The 18,016-nt window shown below is 52.5% G+C and carries 17 protein-coding genes; 12 read left to right on the forward strand and 5 right to left on the reverse strand.

Annotated features, from left to right (window positions below; all coding sequences use genetic code 11):
- Positions 1-26 precede the first annotated feature (26 nt).
- The 4 genes from rbsC to kup all read right to left on the reverse strand — a co-directional run bounded on the left by rbsC (position 27) and on the right by kup (position 5,003).
- The gene (gene rbsC / locus N7922_RS24455) at positions 27-992 is read right to left on the reverse strand and encodes a ribose ABC transporter permease (RefSeq protein WP_263098650.1); all 966 of its coding nucleotides are present in this window, start codon (positions 990-992) and stop codon (positions 27-29) included.
- Between the two features lie 5 nt (positions 993-997).
- Entirely contained in the window at positions 998-2,503 is a 1,506-nt protein-coding gene (rbsA, locus tag N7922_RS24460) for a ribose ABC transporter ATP-binding protein RbsA (RefSeq protein WP_263098651.1), read from the reverse strand.
- 7 nt (positions 2,504-2,510) lie between these two features.
- Positions 2,511-2,930: a D-ribose pyranase gene (gene rbsD, locus N7922_RS24465; RefSeq protein ID WP_263098652.1), complete on the reverse strand. Its 420-nt coding sequence runs from the start codon at positions 2,928-2,930 to the stop codon at positions 2,511-2,513.
- Between the two features lie 204 nt (positions 2,931-3,134).
- On the reverse strand, positions 3,135-5,003 hold the full coding sequence (gene kup / locus N7922_RS24470) for a low affinity potassium transporter Kup (RefSeq protein ID WP_263098653.1): 1,869 nt from the start codon (positions 5,001-5,003) through the stop codon (positions 3,135-3,137).
- A gap of 222 nt (positions 5,004-5,225) precedes the next feature.
- Here kup and ravA point away from each other — a divergent pair, with 222 nt between their 5' ends.
- Positions 5,226-6,722: an ATPase RavA gene (gene ravA / locus N7922_RS24475; RefSeq protein ID WP_263098654.1), complete on the forward strand. Its 1,497-nt coding sequence runs from the start codon at positions 5,226-5,228 to the stop codon at positions 6,720-6,722.
- Positions 6,716-8,167, forward strand: a complete 1,452-nt coding sequence (gene viaA, locus N7922_RS24480) for an ATPase RavA stimulator ViaA (RefSeq protein WP_263098655.1) — start codon at positions 6,716-6,718, stop codon at positions 8,165-8,167. The genes ravA and viaA overlap by 7 nt, the downstream gene beginning before the upstream one ends.
- Here viaA and asnA read toward each other — a convergent pair.
- Positions 8,164-9,156, reverse strand: a complete 993-nt coding sequence (gene asnA / locus N7922_RS24485) for an aspartate--ammonia ligase (RefSeq protein WP_263098656.1) — start codon at positions 9,154-9,156, stop codon at positions 8,164-8,166. The two genes, viaA and asnA, sit on opposite strands and share 4 nt — an antisense overlap.
- A gap of 150 nt (positions 9,157-9,306) precedes the next feature.
- Between asnA and asnC the strand changes: the two genes are divergently transcribed.
- From asnC to atpA, 10 genes are all read left to right on the forward strand, one after another.
- Positions 9,307-9,765 carry a transcriptional regulator AsnC gene (asnC, locus tag N7922_RS24490; RefSeq protein ID WP_263098657.1) on the forward strand — a complete coding sequence of 153 codons (459 nt, stop codon included), beginning with the start codon at positions 9,307-9,309 and terminating at the stop codon, positions 9,763-9,765.
- A 119-nt stretch (positions 9,766-9,884) separates the two neighbouring features.
- Positions 9,885-10,334 (forward strand): FMN-binding protein MioC, encoded by a 450-nt coding sequence (gene mioC, locus N7922_RS24495; protein ID WP_263098658.1) that lies wholly within the window; start codon positions 9,885-9,887, stop codon positions 10,332-10,334.
- Positions 10,335-10,706: 372 nt separating this feature from the next.
- Positions 10,707-12,596 (forward strand): tRNA uridine-5-carboxymethylaminomethyl(34) synthesis enzyme MnmG, encoded by a 1,890-nt coding sequence (gene mnmG, locus N7922_RS24500; protein ID WP_263098659.1) that lies wholly within the window; start codon positions 10,707-10,709, stop codon positions 12,594-12,596.
- A 51-nt stretch (positions 12,597-12,647) separates the two neighbouring features.
- On the forward strand, positions 12,648-13,271 hold the full coding sequence (gene rsmG, locus N7922_RS24505; RefSeq protein ID WP_263098660.1) for a 16S rRNA (guanine(527)-N(7))-methyltransferase RsmG: 624 nt from the start codon (positions 12,648-12,650) through the stop codon (positions 13,269-13,271).
- Between the two features lie 617 nt (positions 13,272-13,888).
- Positions 13,889-14,269 (forward strand): F0F1 ATP synthase subunit I, encoded by a 381-nt coding sequence (gene atpI, locus N7922_RS24510; RefSeq protein ID WP_263098661.1) that lies wholly within the window; start codon positions 13,889-13,891, stop codon positions 14,267-14,269.
- 8 nt (positions 14,270-14,277) lie between these two features.
- Positions 14,278-15,096: a F0F1 ATP synthase subunit A gene (gene atpB, locus N7922_RS24515; protein ID WP_263098662.1), complete on the forward strand. Its 819-nt coding sequence runs from the start codon at positions 14,278-14,280 to the stop codon at positions 15,094-15,096.
- Positions 15,097-15,144: 48 nt separating this feature from the next.
- Positions 15,145-15,384 carry a F0F1 ATP synthase subunit C gene (gene atpE, locus N7922_RS24520; RefSeq protein ID WP_000429386.1) on the forward strand — a complete coding sequence of 80 codons (240 nt, stop codon included), beginning with the start codon at positions 15,145-15,147 and terminating at the stop codon, positions 15,382-15,384.
- Between the two features lie 58 nt (positions 15,385-15,442).
- Positions 15,443-15,913, forward strand: a complete 471-nt coding sequence (gene atpF / locus N7922_RS24525; protein ID WP_044182687.1) for a F0F1 ATP synthase subunit B — start codon at positions 15,443-15,445, stop codon at positions 15,911-15,913.
- 13 nt (positions 15,914-15,926) lie between these two features.
- A complete protein-coding gene (atpH, locus tag N7922_RS24530) occupies positions 15,927-16,460 on the forward strand; it encodes a F0F1 ATP synthase subunit delta (RefSeq protein WP_061499591.1) in 534 nt (177 codons plus the stop codon).
- Positions 16,461-16,472: 12 nt separating this feature from the next.
- Positions 16,473-18,014, forward strand: a complete 1,542-nt coding sequence (gene atpA, locus N7922_RS24535) for a F0F1 ATP synthase subunit alpha (RefSeq protein WP_263098663.1) — start codon at positions 16,473-16,475, stop codon at positions 18,012-18,014.
- Positions 18,015-18,016: the final 2 nt, after the last annotated feature.

The raw sequence follows: 18,016 nt of genomic DNA on the forward strand, positions 1-18,016 counted from the left end.
TTTCATGAGTCCTGTTGTGTAGGTAATTACTGCTTTTTGTTGTCTACCAGCACCGCGAGCAGAATCACCACTGCTTTAACGATCATCTGGTAATAGGAGGAAACACTCAGCAAATTCAATCCATTATTGAGGAAGCCAAGGATCAGTGCGCCGATTAACGTCCCGACGATACGACCCTTACCGCCTGCAAGACTGGTCCCACCCAAAACAACCGCGGCGATAGCATCCAGCTCATAACCTGCTCCCGCAGTAGGTTGCGCCGAGGAAAGACGCGCCACTTCAATAATGCCCGCCAGAGAGGCCAACAGGCCGCACAGCGAGTAAACGATAACTTTGACTTTATCTACGCTGATACCGGACAAGCGCGTAGCGGCTTCGTTACCGCCTAAAGCATAGATATAACGACCCAGACGGGTGTGATGCAACAGATACCATGCGGCAATAAAGACAATCGCCATGAGCCAGACCGGCGTTGGGATGCCGAAAGGACGACCAATCCCGAACCAGCCAAACACATCGGCATTATCCGTAAAGCCGGTATTGATCGGGCTGCCGTTGGTATAAACCAGCGTCACGCCGCGCAGCAGCAGCATCATCACCAGCGTGGCGATAAAAGCCTGAACACGACCTTTGGCGACAATGGTGCCGGTCAGCGCGCCTACGGCAGCGCCAAGTGCCAGCGCACCAGCAACGGCCACCAGCGCATTGACTTCCATGCTCACCAGCGAAGCCGCGACAGCGCCGGTTAGCGCCAACAAAGAACCCACGGACAGGTCGATTCCCGATGTCAGGATCACCAGCGTCATCCCGACGGCCATAATGGCGTTAACCGACGTCTGCTGCAGGATATTCAACAGGTTATTGACGGTAAAAAAGTTCGGGCTCATGGTCGAAACGATCGCAATCAGCACCAGCAGGGCAATTAACGATTTTTGTTCCATCAGCCATGCTTTGGTGAAATAACGGCGACCAGAAACAGCCTGGGTAGTCATCTTTTTTACTCCTGATTCACACGATTAAGCTTGCCCACAGCGGCAGCCATCAATACTTCCTGAGTGGCCTGCTCGCGCGTGAATTCACCGCCGAGACGCCCTTCATGCATCACCATAATGCGATCGCTCATTCCCAGAACTTCCGGCATCTCCGAAGAGACAAGAATGATGCTCAGGCCATCGGCCTTAAACTGGTTAATTAACTGATAAATTTCTTTCTTCGCCCCGACGTCCACACCACGGGTCGGTTCGTCGAGGATCAGCACTTTCGGGCGGGTCATCAGACCGCGTGCAATCGCCACTTTTTGCTGATTCCCCCCGGAGAGCAGCCCAATGGCTTGCTCCATCGAGGGCGTTTTCACATTAAACAGACGAATAAAATCACTCACCGCCTGCTGTTCATCTTTATGCTTCAGCGTACCGCCTGTGCGGCTGAAGTAGCGCAACGCGGTCAGCGACATGTTCTCTTTAACCGACATGCCAAGCACCAGCCCATCACGCTTACGATCTTCAGAGATATACACAATGCCGTTTGCCAGCCCATCCTGCGGGCTGCGGGTGATCACTTCGTGACCATCGAGTGTCACATAGCCGCTGGTGCGCGGCAGTGCGCCATACAGCACTTTCATCAGCTCAGTGCGACCGGCACCCATCAACCCGGCCACCCCAAGAATTTCACCTTTCCGCAGGGTAAAGCTGACGTTTTCCACCCCCGAGCCACACAAATTATCGACGGTGAGACGCACTTCACCCGGCGCTTTATCCAGACGCGGGTACTGATCTTCCAGCTTACGGCCGACCATCATTTCGATCAGCGTATCTTCGGTCAGCGTTGCAACTTCGCGCTCGGCAATAAATTGCCCGTCACGGAAAACCGTCACGTCATCGCAAATCTCGAAGATCTCTTTCATACGGTGGGAGATATAAACAATGCCGCGTCCTTGCGCTTTCAGTTCGCGGATCACGCGAAACAGCGATTCGGTTTCGGTGTCGGTCAGGGCATCGGTCGGTTCATCCATAATGATGACCTGCGATTCGTAGCTCATCACTTTGGCGATTTCGACCATTTGCTGATCGCCGATAGATAACTCGCCAACCAGGCGGTCGCTTTTAAAACGCAGATTCAGCTTCGCCAGCAGTTTGTCGGCGTCGGCAAACATCTTTTTCCAGTCGATTTTGCCAAAGCGGTTCACAAACTCACGGCCAAGGAAGATGTTCTCGGCAATGGTCAACTGCGGGATCAGGTTCAGTTCCTGGTGAATGATGCCAATGCCCGCTTCCTGGGATGATTTAGGACCGGTGAAGGTGGTCTCTTTCCCCAGCCAAAGCAACGAACCCGCATCTCGCGTGTAGATACCGGTCAGTACTTTCATCATTGTGGATTTACCGGCGCCGTTTTCCCCGACCAGTGCCATCACGCGACCGGGGTAAACATTCAGCGCCGCGCCGGAGAGGGCTTTTACGCCAGGGAATGCTTTATCGATTCCCTTGAGTTGCAATAACGCGTCCATGAGGGCCTCAGAATGTGACGCCAGCACAGAGAATGATATTCGCAAACGGGGAACACTCCCCGCTGCGAATAACCGCATGACTGTCCGCGGTGTGTTTTTTGAACTGCTCGTGCGTAACGTACTGCACGGCTATGGTATTTCCCTGGTGTTGTTGCAGTTGCTCAATATGGTTGAGCAACGTTTCGTGGAGCTGCGGATTATGTTGTTTAATTTCCGACGCTAAGATAGCGGCCTCAACCTGCATTTCCGTTGTCACCACTTCCAGCACTTGCATGAAGGAAGGAACGCCCTGTGTTAACGCCATATCCACACGTTGTGTGCTACGTGGCACCGGCAACCCGGCATCACACACCACCAGCGTATCAGTATGACCAAGACGAGAGATGACCGACGAAATGTCAGCGTTCAGTACACGACCTTTTTTCATATTTTATGCTCCACTAGCGAAACGTTTCGCTGAACGCAGTTTAGTACTAAGAATGCTCAGAAAACCATCCCGGTATTACAGAAGTGTGATCGATATCGAAACGTTTCGCTTGTGGGAATGATGAAAAAAACAGCTTTTCTTGCTTAAGCAAAATTTACAGCAATTAATAACAAAAACCCCTCATTGTGAGGGGCTTAATAAGAACTAAATTTCGACCTGGGTTCCCAGTTCTATCACCCTGTTAGGCGGGATCTCAAACTGATCGGGTGCGCGCAGCGCATTTCGCTGCAACACCAGGTAAAGTTTGCCACGTAACCGCAGATACCACGGACGTTTACCGACGATCAGCGATTCATGCGACATAAAGAAGGAGGTTTCCATCATGCGGCAATTCAGGCCTTCAAGCCCGCAACGGTGGAACACTTCCTCCACGTTCGGCGTTTCGCGCCAGCCATAGCTGGCCACAACACGCCAGAAGGTCGGCGAGAGCTGTTCTATCTGCACGCGACGAACGTTATGCACATAAGGCGCATCTTCAGTACGCAGCGTCAGCAGGATGACACGCTCATGCAGCACCTTGTTATGCTTCAGGTTATGCAGCATAGCGAACGGAATAACATTCAGCGCACGGGACATATACACCGCGGTGCCAGGCACGCGAACCGGCGGCGATTTTTCCAGCGATGCAATCATCGCTTCCAGAGAGTTGCCGTGTTCATGCATACGACGCAGCAAACGGAAACGTTCGCTCTTCCAGGTGGTCATCACCAGGAACATCACCAGACCCAGGCTTAACGGCAACCAACCGCCGGAAACAATCTTATCGAGGTTTGCCGAGAACAGCGGCACATCAATACACAGGAACAAGGTCAGGATCAGCGCAACAAAGAGCTTATTCCAGTGCCAGTTATTACGCGCCACCGTGGTGGAAAGGATCGATGTCAGCACCATAGTCCCGGTTACGGCAATACCATACGCCGCCGCCAGGTTGCTGGAGTGCTCAAAGCTGACGATCACCAGCACCACCGCAAAGTAGAGCAACCAGTTAATGAACGGGATATAGATCTGCCCGGACTCCATTTCCGAGGTATGGATAATGCGCATTGGTGCCAGATAGCCCAAACGCACGGCCTGACGGGTCAGTGAGAAGACACCTGAAATCACGGCTTGCGAGGCAATAACCGTCGCCAGGGTGGCGATGATCAGCATGGGAATAAGCGCCCATTCCGGCGCCAGTAAAAAGAACGGGTTTTTGATCGCTTCCGGCGTTTTCAGCAGCAATGCGCCCTGGCCAAAGTAGTTCAGCACCAGAGAGGGCAGCACCACAATAAACCACGCCACGCGAATCGGTAGTTTGCCGAAGTGCCCCATATCCGCATACAGCGCTTCAACCCCGGTAATGGAAAGCACCACCGCACCCAGCGCAACAAACGAGATCGCTTTGTACTGAACGAAGAAATTGACCGCCCATACTGGGTTCAGCGCCTGCAACACTTCCGGATTAGACAAAATCCCACGCGCGCCCAGCACCGCCAGAATCAAAAACCACGCCAGCATGATAGGTGCAAACAGCTTCCCCACCAGCCCGGTGCCGTGTTTTTGGATAGCAAACAGTAAAGTTAAAACGACGATAGAGAGCGGAACAATCCATGTGTCGAGCGATGGCGCGACAATTTCCAGCCCTTCAATAGCCGACATAACAGAGATAGCGGGGGTGATGACCACTTCACCATAGAAAAAGCTGCCGCCAATGAGCCCCATAATCACCAGCACGGAGGTCATTCTGGCGGACGTATTGCGCCCCGCGAGCGACATCAGCGTCAGGATCCCGCCCTCACCGGCGTTATCCGCCCGCATGACGAACGTCAGATATTTAATGGAGACGACAAAAACCAGTAGCCAAAAAATCAGCGACAAAAAACCGAAGACTGCATCACGCTCAACGCCGAAACCGAACTGACCAGACAAACATTCACGAAGCGTATAAAGCGGGCTGGTGCCAATATCACCGTAGACAACCCCAATAGCCGCGAGTGTTACCGCGGGTAACGATTGCTTATTATCAGTGCTCATAGACTAATCTTTTGTTGAAATGACAAATGTGTGCTTAGTCCCTTGGCCCACAAAAAGCGCACAGTATGCACGATTATTTGCGAAATCGTACCCCTAAATGCGGCCACGTTAATCTGGAGCAAAGAAAATAAAGCCGTTCTTCAGTCTATTACAAGCCCCTATAGGAACGTCTATACTCGCTTTTGGAAGCCGGATAACACGGCGAAAGGACGCAAATCTATTATGGCTCACTCGCATTTATTAGCTGAAAGAATTTCCCGCTTAAGCAGCGCGCTGGAAAAAGGTCTCTTTGAGCGTAGCCACGCCATTCGGCTATGCCTGCTGGCAGCCCTGAGCGGAGAAAGCGTGTTTCTGCTGGGCCCGCCAGGCATCGCCAAGAGTCTGATCGCCCGTCGTCTGAAATTCGCCTTTAAACATGCCCGCGCCTTCGAATATCTGATGACCCGCTTCTCTACGCCAGAGGAAGTGTTTGGCCCGCTCTCAATCCAGGCGCTAAAAGATGAAGGGCGCTATGAGCGCTTAACCAGCGGCTATCTGCCAGAAGCTGAAATTGTTTTTCTGGATGAGATATGGAAAGCGGGTCCGGCCATTCTCAACACCCTGCTGACCGCCATTAATGAACGGCGTTTTCGCAACGGCGCCAGCGAAGAGAAAATCCCTATGCGCCTGCTGGTGGCGGCCTCTAACGAACTGCCGGAAGCAGACAGCAGCCTCGAAGCGCTGTATGACCGTATGCTGATTCGCCTGTGGCTGGACAAGGTTCAGGAAAAGGGTAACTTCCGCTCGATGCTGGTCAGTCAGCAAGATGAAAATGACAATCCGGTGGCGAAAGAGCTACAGATAACCGATGAAGAGTACCTCAGCTGGCAGCACGAGATCGGTCTGGTCAAACTGCCGGATAATGTCTTTGAGCTGATTTATACGCTGCGCCAGCAGCTTGATGCTTTACCAAACGCACCTTATGTTTCCGATCGTCGCTGGAAAAAGGCCATCCGCCTGTTGCAATCCAGCGCCTTTTTCAGCGGTCGCGACGCCGTTGCCCCGATAGATTTGATCCTGCTGAAAGACTGCCTGTGGCACGATGCGCAGAGTATGAATCTGCTGCAACAACAGTTAGATGTTTTGATGACCGGCCACGCATGGCAGCAGCAATCGATGCTGGCGCAACTGAGCAGCATTGCTCAGCAGAATATGCGGCTTCAGCAACAGCAAAGCGATAAAACAGCGCTCAAAGTCAGCCGTCAGGGCGGCATGTTCAGCCGCCGACCGCATTATGACTTGCCGGAAGATCTGGACGACCCGGTACTGACCTTGTTACTGCAAAAACCGCTGAAACTGCACGATATGCAGGTTATTCATGTCACCATTGAACGCAATGCGCTGGCGCAATGGCTAACAAAAGGCGGGGAGATCCGCGGTAAGCTCAATGGCATTGGTTTTGCGCAACCACTTGATCTGGAAGTGGACACCAGTCTGCATCTGCTGATCCGCGACGTCAGCCTGCAGGGATCGCGACTCGCGCTGCCGGGCGCCACGCCGGAAAACGTTCCGGAAGAGATCAAACAACAGCTTGAAGCGCTGGATAACGCCTGGCACCAGCAACACACCCGTTTTAGCGAACAGCAGAAATGCCTGTTTATCGCCAGCGACTGGTTAGGTCGCATTGAAGCCAGCTTGCAGGACGTCAGAGCGCAGATCCAACAGGCGCGTCAATGCTAACACTGGATACACTCAATGTCATGATGACCGTCAGCGAGGAGGCGATGATTGAAGAACTCATCGTCGCCCTGCTGGCTTCTCCGCAACTGGCGTTGTTTTTTGAAAAATTTCCCCGACTGAAACAGGCCATTACTGACGATGTTCCCCGCTGGCGCGAAGCGCTGAGAAAACACCTTAAAGAGACTGAGGTTCCGGCAGAACTGGCGGAAGAGGTACTGAGTTACCAACAAAACCAGCTCCTGTCGACACCGCAGTTCATTGTTCAGTTGCCGCAAATCCTCACGTTACTGGATAAGCTTCATTCGCCGTATGCCGCCCAGGCCAGACAGATGGTAGCGGATAACGCCATCTTTACACCCGCGCTGCATACGCTGTTTTTACAGCGCTGGCGCCTGAGTCTTGTGGTGCAGACCACCACCTTTAATCAGCAACTGCTGGATGAGGAGCGCGATCGGCTGCTCAGTGAAGTCCAGGAACGCATGACCCTGAGCGGTCAGTTGGAGCCTGTGCTGATTGAAAACGAAAATGCGGCAGGCCGGTTATGGGATATGAGTGCGGGGCAGCTTAAACGCGGCGATTATCAGTTAATCATTAAATATGGTGAGTTTCTCAATCAGCAGCCGGAACTTCAGCATCTGGCTGAACAGCTTGGTCGCTCGCGTGAAGCAAAATCCGTCCCCCGTAAAGATGCGCCAATGGAGACATTCCGTACGCTGGTGCGTGAACCGGCAACGGTACCGGAGCAAGTCGACGGGCTGCATCAGAGCGATGATATTTTGCGGCTGTTGCCGCCCGAACTGGCCACGCTGGGGATCACTGAGCTGGAATATGAGTTTTATCGTCGGCTGGTGGAAAAGCAGTTACTCACCTACCGGCTGCACGGCGATGCATGGCGGGAAAAAGTGACCGAACGACCGGTTATTCATCAGGAATTCGATGAACAACCGCGCGGACCCTTTATCGTCTGTGTCGATACCTCAGGGTCAATGGGCGGGTTTAACGAACAGTGTGCAAAGGCATTTTGCCTGGCGTTAATGCGTGTCGCGCTGGCGGATAAGCGCCGCTGCTACATTATGCTTTTCTCCAGTGAAGTGGTGCGCTACGAACTGACGAGCGCGGAAGGCCTGGAGCAGGCGATCCGTTTTCTCAGTCAGCGTTTTCGCGGCGGAACCGATCTGGCGAGCTGTTTTCGCGCCATCGTTGAACGCATGCAGGGCGGCGAATGGTATGACGCCGATGCGGTGGTGATTTCTGACTTTATCGCCCAGCGTTTGCCGGACGATGTGGTAAATAAAGTGAAGGAACTGCAACACGTTCATCAGCATCGCTTTCATGCGGTGGCGATGTCCGTGCATGGCAAACCCGGCATCATGCGCATCTTCGATCATATCTGGCGCTTCGATACCGGGATGCGTAGCCGCCTGCTGCGGCGCTGGCGGCGTTAAAGCAGACCGGAAACCTGTTCGCGGACTTGTGCGGGCCACACACCGCACTGAACCTGGCCAATGTGCGGCAACTGCAGCAACAGCATGGTCAGGCGCGATTGACCAATGCCGCCGCCAATGGTTTGCGGCATCTCTCCGCGCAACAGCGCCTGGTGCCACTCCAGCTGTAGCCGGTCTTCATCACCCGTCAGTTTCAGCTGGCGCGTTAACGCATCCGCATCAACGCGAATCCCCATTGACGAGAGTTCCAGCGCATCTTCCAGTACCGGGTTCCAGACCAGAATATCGCCGTTCAGGCCGCTGAAGCCCCCGTCGGCCAAGGTACTCCAGTCATCATAATCCGGCGCGCGAACGTCGTGGCGTTTACCGTCGCTCAGCTTACCACCGATGCCCATCAGGAATACCGCGCCCAGCTCTTTGGCAATGGCTCTTTCACGACCTTTGGCGTCCAGATCCGGGAAGCGGCTGAGCAGCGTTTCACTGTGTACAAAATGGATCTGTTCAGGCAGGAATGGCGCCAGACCAAATCGTTCGCTTACTTCTGCTTCCGTGGCTTTGATCCCGGCCCAGATCGCCCCGACAGTCTCTTTTAAGGTCGCGGTATGACGCTCACCGTCGCCCAGCACGCGCTCCCAGTCCCACTGATCCACATAAACAGAGTGGATTGGCGAAAGGCGGTCTTCATCCGGACGCAGGGCTTTCATATGCGTGTATAGCCCCTCTCCGGCGCTGAAGTCGTGCTGGCCCAGCGTCTGGCGTTTCCATTTCGCCAGAGAGTGCACCACTTCAAAGCGGGCCTCCGGCAATGTCTTCACATTGACCTGCACCGCTTTCTCGCTGCCGGACAGATTATCCTGGGTGCCATCCCCAACGCGGCTGAGGATCGGCGCCTGTACTTCAATCAGGCCCAGTTTTTCTTCAAGCTGGCGGGAAAAAAAGGATTTCACGAAGGCGATCTGGCGTTGTTTAGCGATGTAAGCGGTTTTCATTATTTAACTCCTGTGTCCTGTTGCTTTTAATTAAGCAACAAAACGACATCGCAACTCAATAATCATCAATTAAAAAGCCATCAGTGCTTTTGAATCGATAAAATCACAGGTTAAAATGGAAAGAATCACTATTCCTCATAAGAAAATCCTATGGAAAATTATCAGATCGACAATCTGGACCGCGGCATCCTCGACGCCTTAATGGCGAATGCGCGTACTGCTTACGCCGAACTGGCTAAACAATTTGGCGTCAGCCCCGGCACCATTCATGTTCGCGTAGAGAAGATGAAGCAGTCCGGAATCATCACCGGTGCGCGCATTGACGTTAGCCCGAAGCAACTGGGTTACGATGTGTGCTGCTTTATTGGCATCATTCTGAAGAGCGCAAAAGATTACCCTTCCGCACTGGCGAAACTCGAAAGCCTGGAAGAAGTGACCGAGGCGTATTACACCACCGGTCACTACAGTATCTTTATTAAGGTAATGTGCCGATCTATCGATGCCCTCCAGCAAGTACTTATCAACAAGATCCAAACAATCGATGAAATTCAGTCCACTGAAACGTTGATCTCCCTGCAAAACCCGATCATGCGTACCATCCGCCCTTAACCGGGCGTTTTCATCCCTGAGTAATACCCGTATTGTCCACAGGTAGATCCCAGCCCGTTCACAGCGTACAATGCACCTCTATTTGTCGCCGGATGGCGAATAAAACGGAGCGGGGCTTCATGGCAGACATCACGCTTATTAGCGGCAGCACGCTTGGCGGTGCGGAATACGTTGCGGAACATCTGGCGGAAAAGCTGGAAGACGCAGGTTTTAGCACTGAGACGTTACATGGCCCGCTATTAGAGGATCTTGCGCCGCAGGGTATCTGGCTGGTGGTCAGTTCAACCCACGGTGCGGGCGATCTTCCTGAAAACCTGCAGCCGTTTTTGGATGATTTGAACGAACAGAAACCGGATCTCTCCGGGGTTCGCTTTGGTGCGATCGGTATTGGCAGCCGTGAATATGACACCTTCTGTCAGGCGATCGAAAAACTGGAAGCGTCTTTAAAGGCAAACGGCGCCAGACAGATCGGCGAAACGCTGAAGATCAACATTCTTGATCACGATATTCCGGAGGATCCCGCAGAAGAATGGCTGGGATCCTGGAAAAATTTACTCAATAACGATTAAAGATCGTGCGATCAGATGTGGATAACTCTGCTTAAAAGGTCTTATTAACCGGTAGTTATCCAAAGAATAACGTTAGTTCACTTTTTGAGTTGTGTATAACATCGCATTCTGATCCCAGCTTATACGGTCCAGGATCACCGATCATTCACAGCTAATGATCCAGCCTAATAAATTGATCTTAAAGTAATGATCCGGCTTATCCACAAGCGACTGCGATCCTAATAAGAGATCACAATAGAACAGATCTCTCTACATAAAAGATCTTCTTTTTAATACCCGGGATCCGGATCTTTCTCACTGGACTAAAGTTGAGTAGAATCCACGACCCGGGCTTCAACCCAATTTCTAACCGCTCAGGCGAGGCATACCACCATGTTTTATCCGGATCCTTTTGACGTCATTATCATTGGCGGGGGTCATGCAGGCACTGAGGCCGCAATGGCAGCAGCGCGTATGGGTCAACAGACCCTGCTTTTGACACACAATATCGACACGCTGGGGCAGATGAGCTGCAACCCGGCGATCGGCGGTATTGGGAAAGGACACCTGGTTAAAGAAGTGGATGCCCTGGGCGGACTGATGGCGAAAGCGATCGATCAGGCAGGCATTCAGTTTAGGATACTAAACGCCAGCAAAGGCCCGGCTGTCCGCGCAACCCGCGCACAAGCGGATCGCGTGCTTTACCGGCAGGCTGTGCGTACCGCGTTAGAAAACCAGCCGAACCTGATGATCTTCCAGCAGGCGGTTGAGGATCTGATCGTTGAAAATGATCGTGTGGTGGGCGCCGTCACCCAGATGGGGCTGAAATTCCGCGCCAAAGCAGTTGTGCTGACCGTAGGGACATTCCTTGACGGTAAGATCCATATTGGTCTGGATAACTACAGCGGTGGCCGTGCAGGCGATCCGCCGTCCATTCCCCTGTCACGCCGTTTGCGTGAACTGCCGTTACGCGTAAGCCGTCTGAAAACCGGTACGCCGCCGCGTATCGATGCGCGCACTATCGATTTCAGCGTACTGGCGCAGCAGCATGGCGATAACCCGATGCCGGTCTTCTCGTTTATGGGGAATGCTGCTCAGCACCCGCGGCAGGTGCCGTGCTACGTTACGCACACCAATGAAAAAACCCACGACGTGATCCGCAATAACCTCGATCGCAGCCCCATGTATGCCGGCGTGATCGAAGGGATCGGTCCACGTTACTGCCCGTCGATCGAAGACAAAGTGATGCGCTTTGCCGATCGCAACCAGCATCAGATCTTCCTTGAACCGGAAGGACTGACATCTAACGAAATTTATCCGAACGGCATTTCCACCAGCTTGCCGTTCGATGTGCAAATGCAGATTGTCCGTTCAATGCAAGGGATGGAAAACGCCAAAATCGTCCGTCCTGGCTACGCCATTGAGTACGATTTCTTCGATCCGCGTGACCTGAAACCGACCCTGGAAAGCAAATTTATTCACGGTCTGTTCTTTGCTGGCCAGATCAACGGCACGACCGGTTACGAAGAAGCCGCGGCGCAGGGGCTGTTGGCCGGTCTGAACGCCGCGCGCGCCTCTGCTGACAAAGAGGGCTGGGCGCCACGCCGCGATCAGGCTTACCTCGGCGTATTGGTGGACGATCTCTGCACACTGGGTACCAAAGAGCCGTACCGCATGTTTACCTCTCGTGCGGAATACCGCCTGATGCTGCGTGAAGACAACGCAGATTTACGTTTGACGGAAGCCGGTCGTGAACTTGGCCTGGTGGACGATGAGCGTTGGGCGCGCTTCAATGAGAAACTGGAAAGCATTGAACGTGAGCGTCAACGCCTGAAATCACAATGGGTATCGCCAGCTTCTGAACATGCGCCGGCAGTCAATACGCTGCTGACTGCGCCATTGTCTCGCGAAGCCAGCGGTGAAGATCTGCTGCGTCGCCCTGAAATGACCTACCAGCAGCTGGTGCAACTGACGCCATTTGCGCCGGGTCTGGACGATCCGCAAGCCGCTGAGCAGGTGGAAATCCAGGTGAAATACGAGGGATACATCGCGCGTCAGCAGGATGAAATCGAGAAACAGCAGCGCAATGAGAACACCTTACTGCCTGCCTCGCTGGATTATCGTCAGGTGAACGGTTTGTCTAACGAAGTGATCGCCAAACTCAACGATCATAAACCGTCTTCCATCGGTCAGGCGTCACGCATCTCCGGGATCACCCCCGCAGCCATCTCCATTCTGCTGGTATGGCTGAAAAAACAAGGTATGCTGCGCCGTAGCGCATAATCTTAGTCGTATGCCCGGTTTACCGGGCATAGCAATCCCAGGGTATCAACCGTGCTTAACAAACTCTCTCGTCTGCTGGATGAAGCGGGCATTTCGTTGTCCGATCACCAGCAGCAACAACTGGTGGGTTACGTCAACCTGCTGCACAAATGGAACAAAGCCTACAACCTGACGTCGGTACGCGATCCTAACGAGATGCTGATCCGCCATATCCTCGACAGTATCGTGGTGGCGCCTTATCTGCAGGGTACGCGTTTTATCGATGTTGGCACCGGCCCTGGTTTACCCGGTATTCCTCTCTCCATCGTCCGCCCTGAATCGCATTTCACGTTGCTTGATAGCCTGGGCAAGCGCGTGCGCTTTTTGCGTCAGGTCCAGCATGAACTGCATCTTGAGAATATCGCGCCGGTACAGAGTCGTGTGGAAGACTTCCCGGCGGAACCGCCGTTTGATGGGGTGATCAGCCGGGCTTTCGCTTCGCTGAATGACATGGTGAGCTGGTGTCGGCATTTGCCTGGCGAGCAGGGGCGTTTTTACGCGCTGAAAGGCCTGGTGCCAGAAGACGAGATTACTCTGTTGCCTGCTGAATTTGCGGTGGAAAGTATTGAGAAACTGCATGTTCCGCACCTTGAAGGCGAACGGCATCTGGTGGTTGTTAAGGCAAATAAAGTTTAATTTTTATCAAAAAATGTAGAATTCGTGCTGTTCTGTGGATGTTAAAAATCGGCATAAAAAGCGGTGATACGTTCAGTTACATTTAACCTGACATTTACCAGGATTTATCCGACTTTTAACGTCAGTTTTATTATTCACAGGGATAATAGTCAACTGCGAAAATATCAGCGCGCTAAAAGTCGGCGCGGATAATCAAAAACAGATGTTAAATAATTATTATAAATGTCAATGAAACGTTTTTGTTATATTTGCGGCTGTTTTAAAAAGAGTTGTGATAATTCATCTTAAATATCAGAAAGATGAAAAGTGGCAATTTACCGGCATGATTAATATGGCAGACGCATAAATGTTTGTTTTGTGACCGAGTGCACGCTTTGGTAGCAGGTTTTTCGCGTTATTTGCAGTTTTGCCCGAAGGTTCACAGTTTCGCCAAAAGTTGAAAAATAGCCGTCGGGAAAATTATTTAAACATTTATTCACCTTTTCGCTACTTATTGTTTGAAATCACGAGGCCGAACCGTATAATTTGACCGCTTTTTGCTGCTTGACTCCGGGCCTTAAAGAACGTTTTATACGACACGCGGCATACCTCAAAGGGAGCAGGAGTGAAGAAACGTGATGTCTGTGTCGCTCTTTAGTCAAAACATTGCACGCAAGCTTCTGCTTATTCAGTTTCTGGCAGTAATGGCAAGTGGATTGCTGTTTAGCCTCAAAGACCCCTTCTGGGGCATTTCCGCCGTGTGCGGCGGTATGGCAGTCTTATTGCCAAATATGTTGTTTATGATTTTTGCCTGGCGTCATCAGGCGCTTACACCTGCTAAAGGCCGAGTGGCCTGGACCTTCGCCCTCGGCGAAGCAATCAAGGTGTTGGTGACATTCGTGTTGCTGGTGGTGGCGCTGGCGGTATTCAGGGTGGCGTTTTTGCCGCTGATAGTCACGTGGGTTTCGGTGCTGGTAGTTCAGATACTGGCACCCGCTGTAATTAACAACAAAGGGTAAGAGGCATCATGTCTGCAGGAGAAATCTCAACACCGCAGGAGTACATAGGTCACCATCTGAATAACCTTCAGATCGATCTGCGTACGTTCTCGCTGGTGGATCCGCATAACCCCCCGGCCACCTTCTGGACGCTCAATATCGACTCCATGTTTTTCTCGGTGGTACTGGGTCTGTTGTTCCTGATGATGTTCCGTAGCGTAGCGAAAAAAGCCACCAGCGGCGTCCCGGGAAAATTCCAGACTGCAATTGAGCTGGTGATTGGTTTTGTCCATGGTAGCGTCAAAGACATGTACCACGGCAAAAGCAAACTTATCGCTCCGTTGGCCCTGACGATTTTCGTCTGGGTATTCCTGATGAACCTGATGGATTTGTTGCCTATCGATTTTCTCCCGCTTATCGGTGAGAAAGTTCTGGGGCTGCCTGCGCTGCGTGTGGTGCCGTCTGCAGACGTCAACATCACGCTGTCTATGGCGCTGGGCGTATTTATCCTGATTCTGTTCTACAGCATCAAAATGAAGGGTATTGGCGGTTTCGCTAAAGAGCTGACTCTCCAGCCGTTCAACCATCCGGTATTTATTCCGGTAAACCTTATCCTTGAGGGCGTGAGCCTGCTGTCCAAACCGGTTTCTCTCGGTCTGCGACTGTTCGGCAACATGTACGCGGGTGAGTTGATTTTCATTCTGATCGCGGGTCTTCTGCCGTGGTGGTCACAGTGGATTCTGAATGTGCCGTGGGCCATTTTCCACATCCTGATCATTACGCTGCAAGCCTTTATTTTCATGGTTCTGACGATTGTCTATCTGTCGATGGCATCTGAAGAGCATTGATTTTTAACAACACTACTACGTTTTAACTGAAACAAACTGGAGACTGTCATGGAAAACCTGAATATGGATCTGCTGTACATGGCTGCCGCTGTGATGATGGGTCTGGCGGCAATCGGTGCTGCGATCGGTATCGGCATCCTCGGGGGCAAATTCCTGGAAGGCGCAGCGCGTCAACCTGATCTGATTCCTCTGCTGCGTACTCAGTTCTTTATCGTTATGGGTCTGGTGGATGCTATCCCAATGATCGCTGTGGGTCTGGGTCTGTACGTGATGTTTGCTGTCGCGTAGTAAGAGTTGCTTTCCAAGCAATTGTTTAGAACGTTAACCAGATAAGAGGCATTGTGCTGTGAATCTAAACGCAACAATCCTCGGCCAGGCCATCGCGTTTGTCCTGTTCGTTCTGTTCTGCATGAAGTATGTATGGCCGCCGTTAATGGCTGCCATCGAAAAACGTCAGAAAGAAATTGCTGACGGTCTCGCTTCCGCAGAACGAGCTAAAAAGGACCTTGACCTTGCACAGGCCAATGCGACCGACCAGCTGAAAAAAGCGAAAGCAGAAGCTCAGGTAATCATCGAACAGGCGAACAAACGCCGTGCTCAGATCCTGGACGAAGCGAAAGCAGAAGCCGAGCAGGAACGTACCAAAATCGTGGCGCAGGCGCAGGCGGAAATTGACGCCGAGCGTAAACGTGCTCGCGAAGAGCTGCGTAAACAAGTGGCTCTGCTGGCTGTTGCCGGCGCCGAGAAAATCATTGAGCGTTCCGTGGATGAAGCTGCTAACAGCGACATCGTGAATAAACTGGTCGCTGAACTGTAAGGAGGAGGGGCTGATGTCTGAATTTGTAACGGTAGCTCGCCCCTACGCCAAAGCAGCTTTTGACTTTGCCGTTGAAAACCAGAGTGTTGATCGCTGGCAGGATATGCTGGCGTTTGCCGCCGAGGTAACTAAAAACGAGCAAATGGCCGAGCTTCTCTCCGGTGCGTTAGCACCGGAAACGCTCGCTGAGTCGTTTATCGCCATCTGTGGGGAGCAACTGGACGCCAAAGGTCAGAACCTGATTCGGGTAATGGCTGAAAATGGACGTCTTAAAGTGCTCCCTGATGTTCTTGAGCAATTTGTTCATTTGCGTGCAGCCAGTGAGGCTACTGCAGACGTTGAAGTTACGTCCGCAACCGCATTGAGCGAAGAGCAGCTCACGAAAATCAGCGCAGCGATGGAAAAACGACTGTCACGTAAAGTGAAGCTGAATTGCAAAATCGATAAGTCTGTTATGGCAGGCGTTATCATCCGTGCGGGTGATACTGTGATTGATGGCAGCGTTCGCGGCCGTCTTGAACGCCTTGCAGACGTCTTGCAGTCTTAAGGGGACTGGAGCATGCAACTGAATTCCACCGAAATCAGCGAACTGATCAAGCAGCGCATTGCTCAGTTCAGTGTTGTGAGTGAAGCTCACAACGAAGGTACTATTGTTTCTGTAAGCGACGGTGTTATCCGCATTCACGGCCTTGCCGATTGTATGCAGGGCGAGATGATTTCTCTGCCGGGTAACCGTTACGCTATCGCACTGAACCTGGAGCGCGACTCCGTGGGTGCAGTGGTGATGGGTCCGTACGCTGACCTTGCCGAAGGCATGAAGGTTAAATGTACTGGCCGTATCCTCGAAGTTCCGGTTGGCCGTGGCCTGCTGGGCCGTGTGGTGAACACCTTGGGTGCGCCAATCGACGGTAAAGGTCCGGTTGATAACGATGGCTTCTCGCCAATCGAAGTTATCGCACCGGGCGTTATCGATCGTCAGTCCGTCGATCAGCCGGTTCAAACGGGTTATAAATCCGTTGACGCCATGATCCCAATCGGTCGTGGTCAGCGTGAATTGATCATCGGTGACCGTCAGACCGGTAAAACCGCGATGGCAATCGATGCGATCATCAACCAGCGCGATTCCGGCATCAAATGCGTATACGTTGCTATCGGCCAGAAAGCGTCCACCATTTCCAACGTGGTGCGTAAACTGGAAGAGCACGGTGCGCTGTCCAACACCATCGTTGTGGTTGCAACCGCTTCTGAATCTGCCGCACTGCAATACCTGGCGCCGTATGCCGGTTGCGCAATGGGCGAATACTTCCGTGACCGCGGTGAAGATGCGCTGATCGTTTACGATGACCTGTCTAAACAGGCAGTCGCTTATCGTCAGGTGTCCCTGCTGCTCCGTCGTCCGCCAGGACGTGAAGCATTCCCGGGCGACGTATTCTATCTCCACTCTCGTCTGCTGGAGCGCGCATCCCGCGTTAACGCTGAATACGTTGAAGCCTTCACCAAAGGTGAAGTGAAAGGTAAAACCGGTTCCCTGACCGCGCTGCCGATCATTGAAACCCAGGCGGGTGACGTTTCTGCGTTCGTTCCGACCAACGTAATTTCTATTACCGATGGTCAGATCTTCCTGGAAACCAACCTGTTTAACTCCGGTATTCGTCCGGCGGTTAACCCGGGTATTTCTGTATCTCGTGTGGGCGGTGCTGCTCAGACCAAGATCATCAAGAAACTGTCCGGTGGTATCCGTACCGCGCTGGCGCAGTATCGTGAACTGGCGGCATTCTCTCAGTTCGCTTCCGATCTGGATGAAGCAACCCGTAAACAGCTGAGCCACGGTCAGAAAGTGACCGAGCTGCTGAAGCAAAAACAGTACGCTCCAATGTCTGTTGCTCAGCAGGGTCTGGTGCTGTTCGCGGCTGAACGCGGTTACCTCGAAGATGTGGAACTGGCGAAAATCGGTAGCTTCGAAGCCGCTCTGCTGGCTTACGCTGACCGTGATCACGCTCCGCTGATGCAAGAGATCAACCAGTCCGGTGGCTATAACGACGAAATCGAAGGCAAGCTGAAAGGCATCCTCGATTCCTTCAAAGCAACCCAGTCCTGGTAACG

Source organism: Kosakonia sp. ML.JS2a, from assembly GCF_025642095.1.
Lineage (GTDB): Bacteria > Pseudomonadota > Gammaproteobacteria > Enterobacterales > Enterobacteriaceae.

Bases quoted from the DNA above. Each gene is read 5' to 3' on its own strand.
- atpE (WP_000429386.1), top strand. From the start codon at position 15,145: ATGGAAAACCTGAATATGGATCTGCTGTACATGGCTGCCGCTGTGATG.
- atpB (WP_263098662.1), top strand. From the start codon at position 14,278: ATGTCTGCAGGAGAAATCTCAACACCGCAGGAGTACATAGGTCACCAT.
- mioC (WP_263098658.1), top strand. From the start codon at position 9,885: ATGGCAGACATCACGCTTATTAGCGGCAGCACGCTTGGCGGTGCGGAA.
- atpI (WP_263098661.1), top strand. From the start codon at position 13,889: ATGTCTGTGTCGCTCTTTAGTCAAAACATTGCACGCAAGCTTCTGCTT.
- viaA (WP_263098655.1), top strand. From the start codon at position 6,716: ATGCTAACACTGGATACACTCAATGTCATGATGACCGTCAGCGAGGAG.
- rbsA (WP_263098651.1), bottom strand. From the start codon at position 2,503: ATGGACGCGTTATTGCAACTCAAGGGAATCGATAAAGCATTCCCTGGC.
- asnC (WP_263098657.1), top strand. From the start codon at position 9,307: ATGGAAAATTATCAGATCGACAATCTGGACCGCGGCATCCTCGACGCC.
- asnA (WP_263098656.1), bottom strand. From the start codon at position 9,156: ATGAAAACCGCTTACATCGCTAAACAACGCCAGATCGCCTTCGTGAAA.
- atpA (WP_263098663.1), top strand. From the start codon at position 16,473: ATGCAACTGAATTCCACCGAAATCAGCGAACTGATCAAGCAGCGCATT.
- atpH (WP_061499591.1), top strand. From the start codon at position 15,927: ATGTCTGAATTTGTAACGGTAGCTCGCCCCTACGCCAAAGCAGCTTTT.
- rbsD (WP_263098652.1), bottom strand. From the start codon at position 2,930: ATGAAAAAAGGTCGTGTACTGAACGCTGACATTTCGTCGGTCATCTCT.
- mnmG (WP_263098659.1), top strand. From the start codon at position 10,707: ATGTTTTATCCGGATCCTTTTGACGTCATTATCATTGGCGGGGGTCAT.
- rbsC (WP_263098650.1), bottom strand. From the start codon at position 992: ATGACTACCCAGGCTGTTTCTGGTCGCCGTTATTTCACCAAAGCATGG.
- kup (WP_263098653.1), bottom strand. From the start codon at position 5,003: ATGAGCACTGATAATAAGCAATCGTTACCCGCGGTAACACTCGCGGCT.
- ravA (WP_263098654.1), top strand. From the start codon at position 5,226: ATGGCTCACTCGCATTTATTAGCTGAAAGAATTTCCCGCTTAAGCAGC.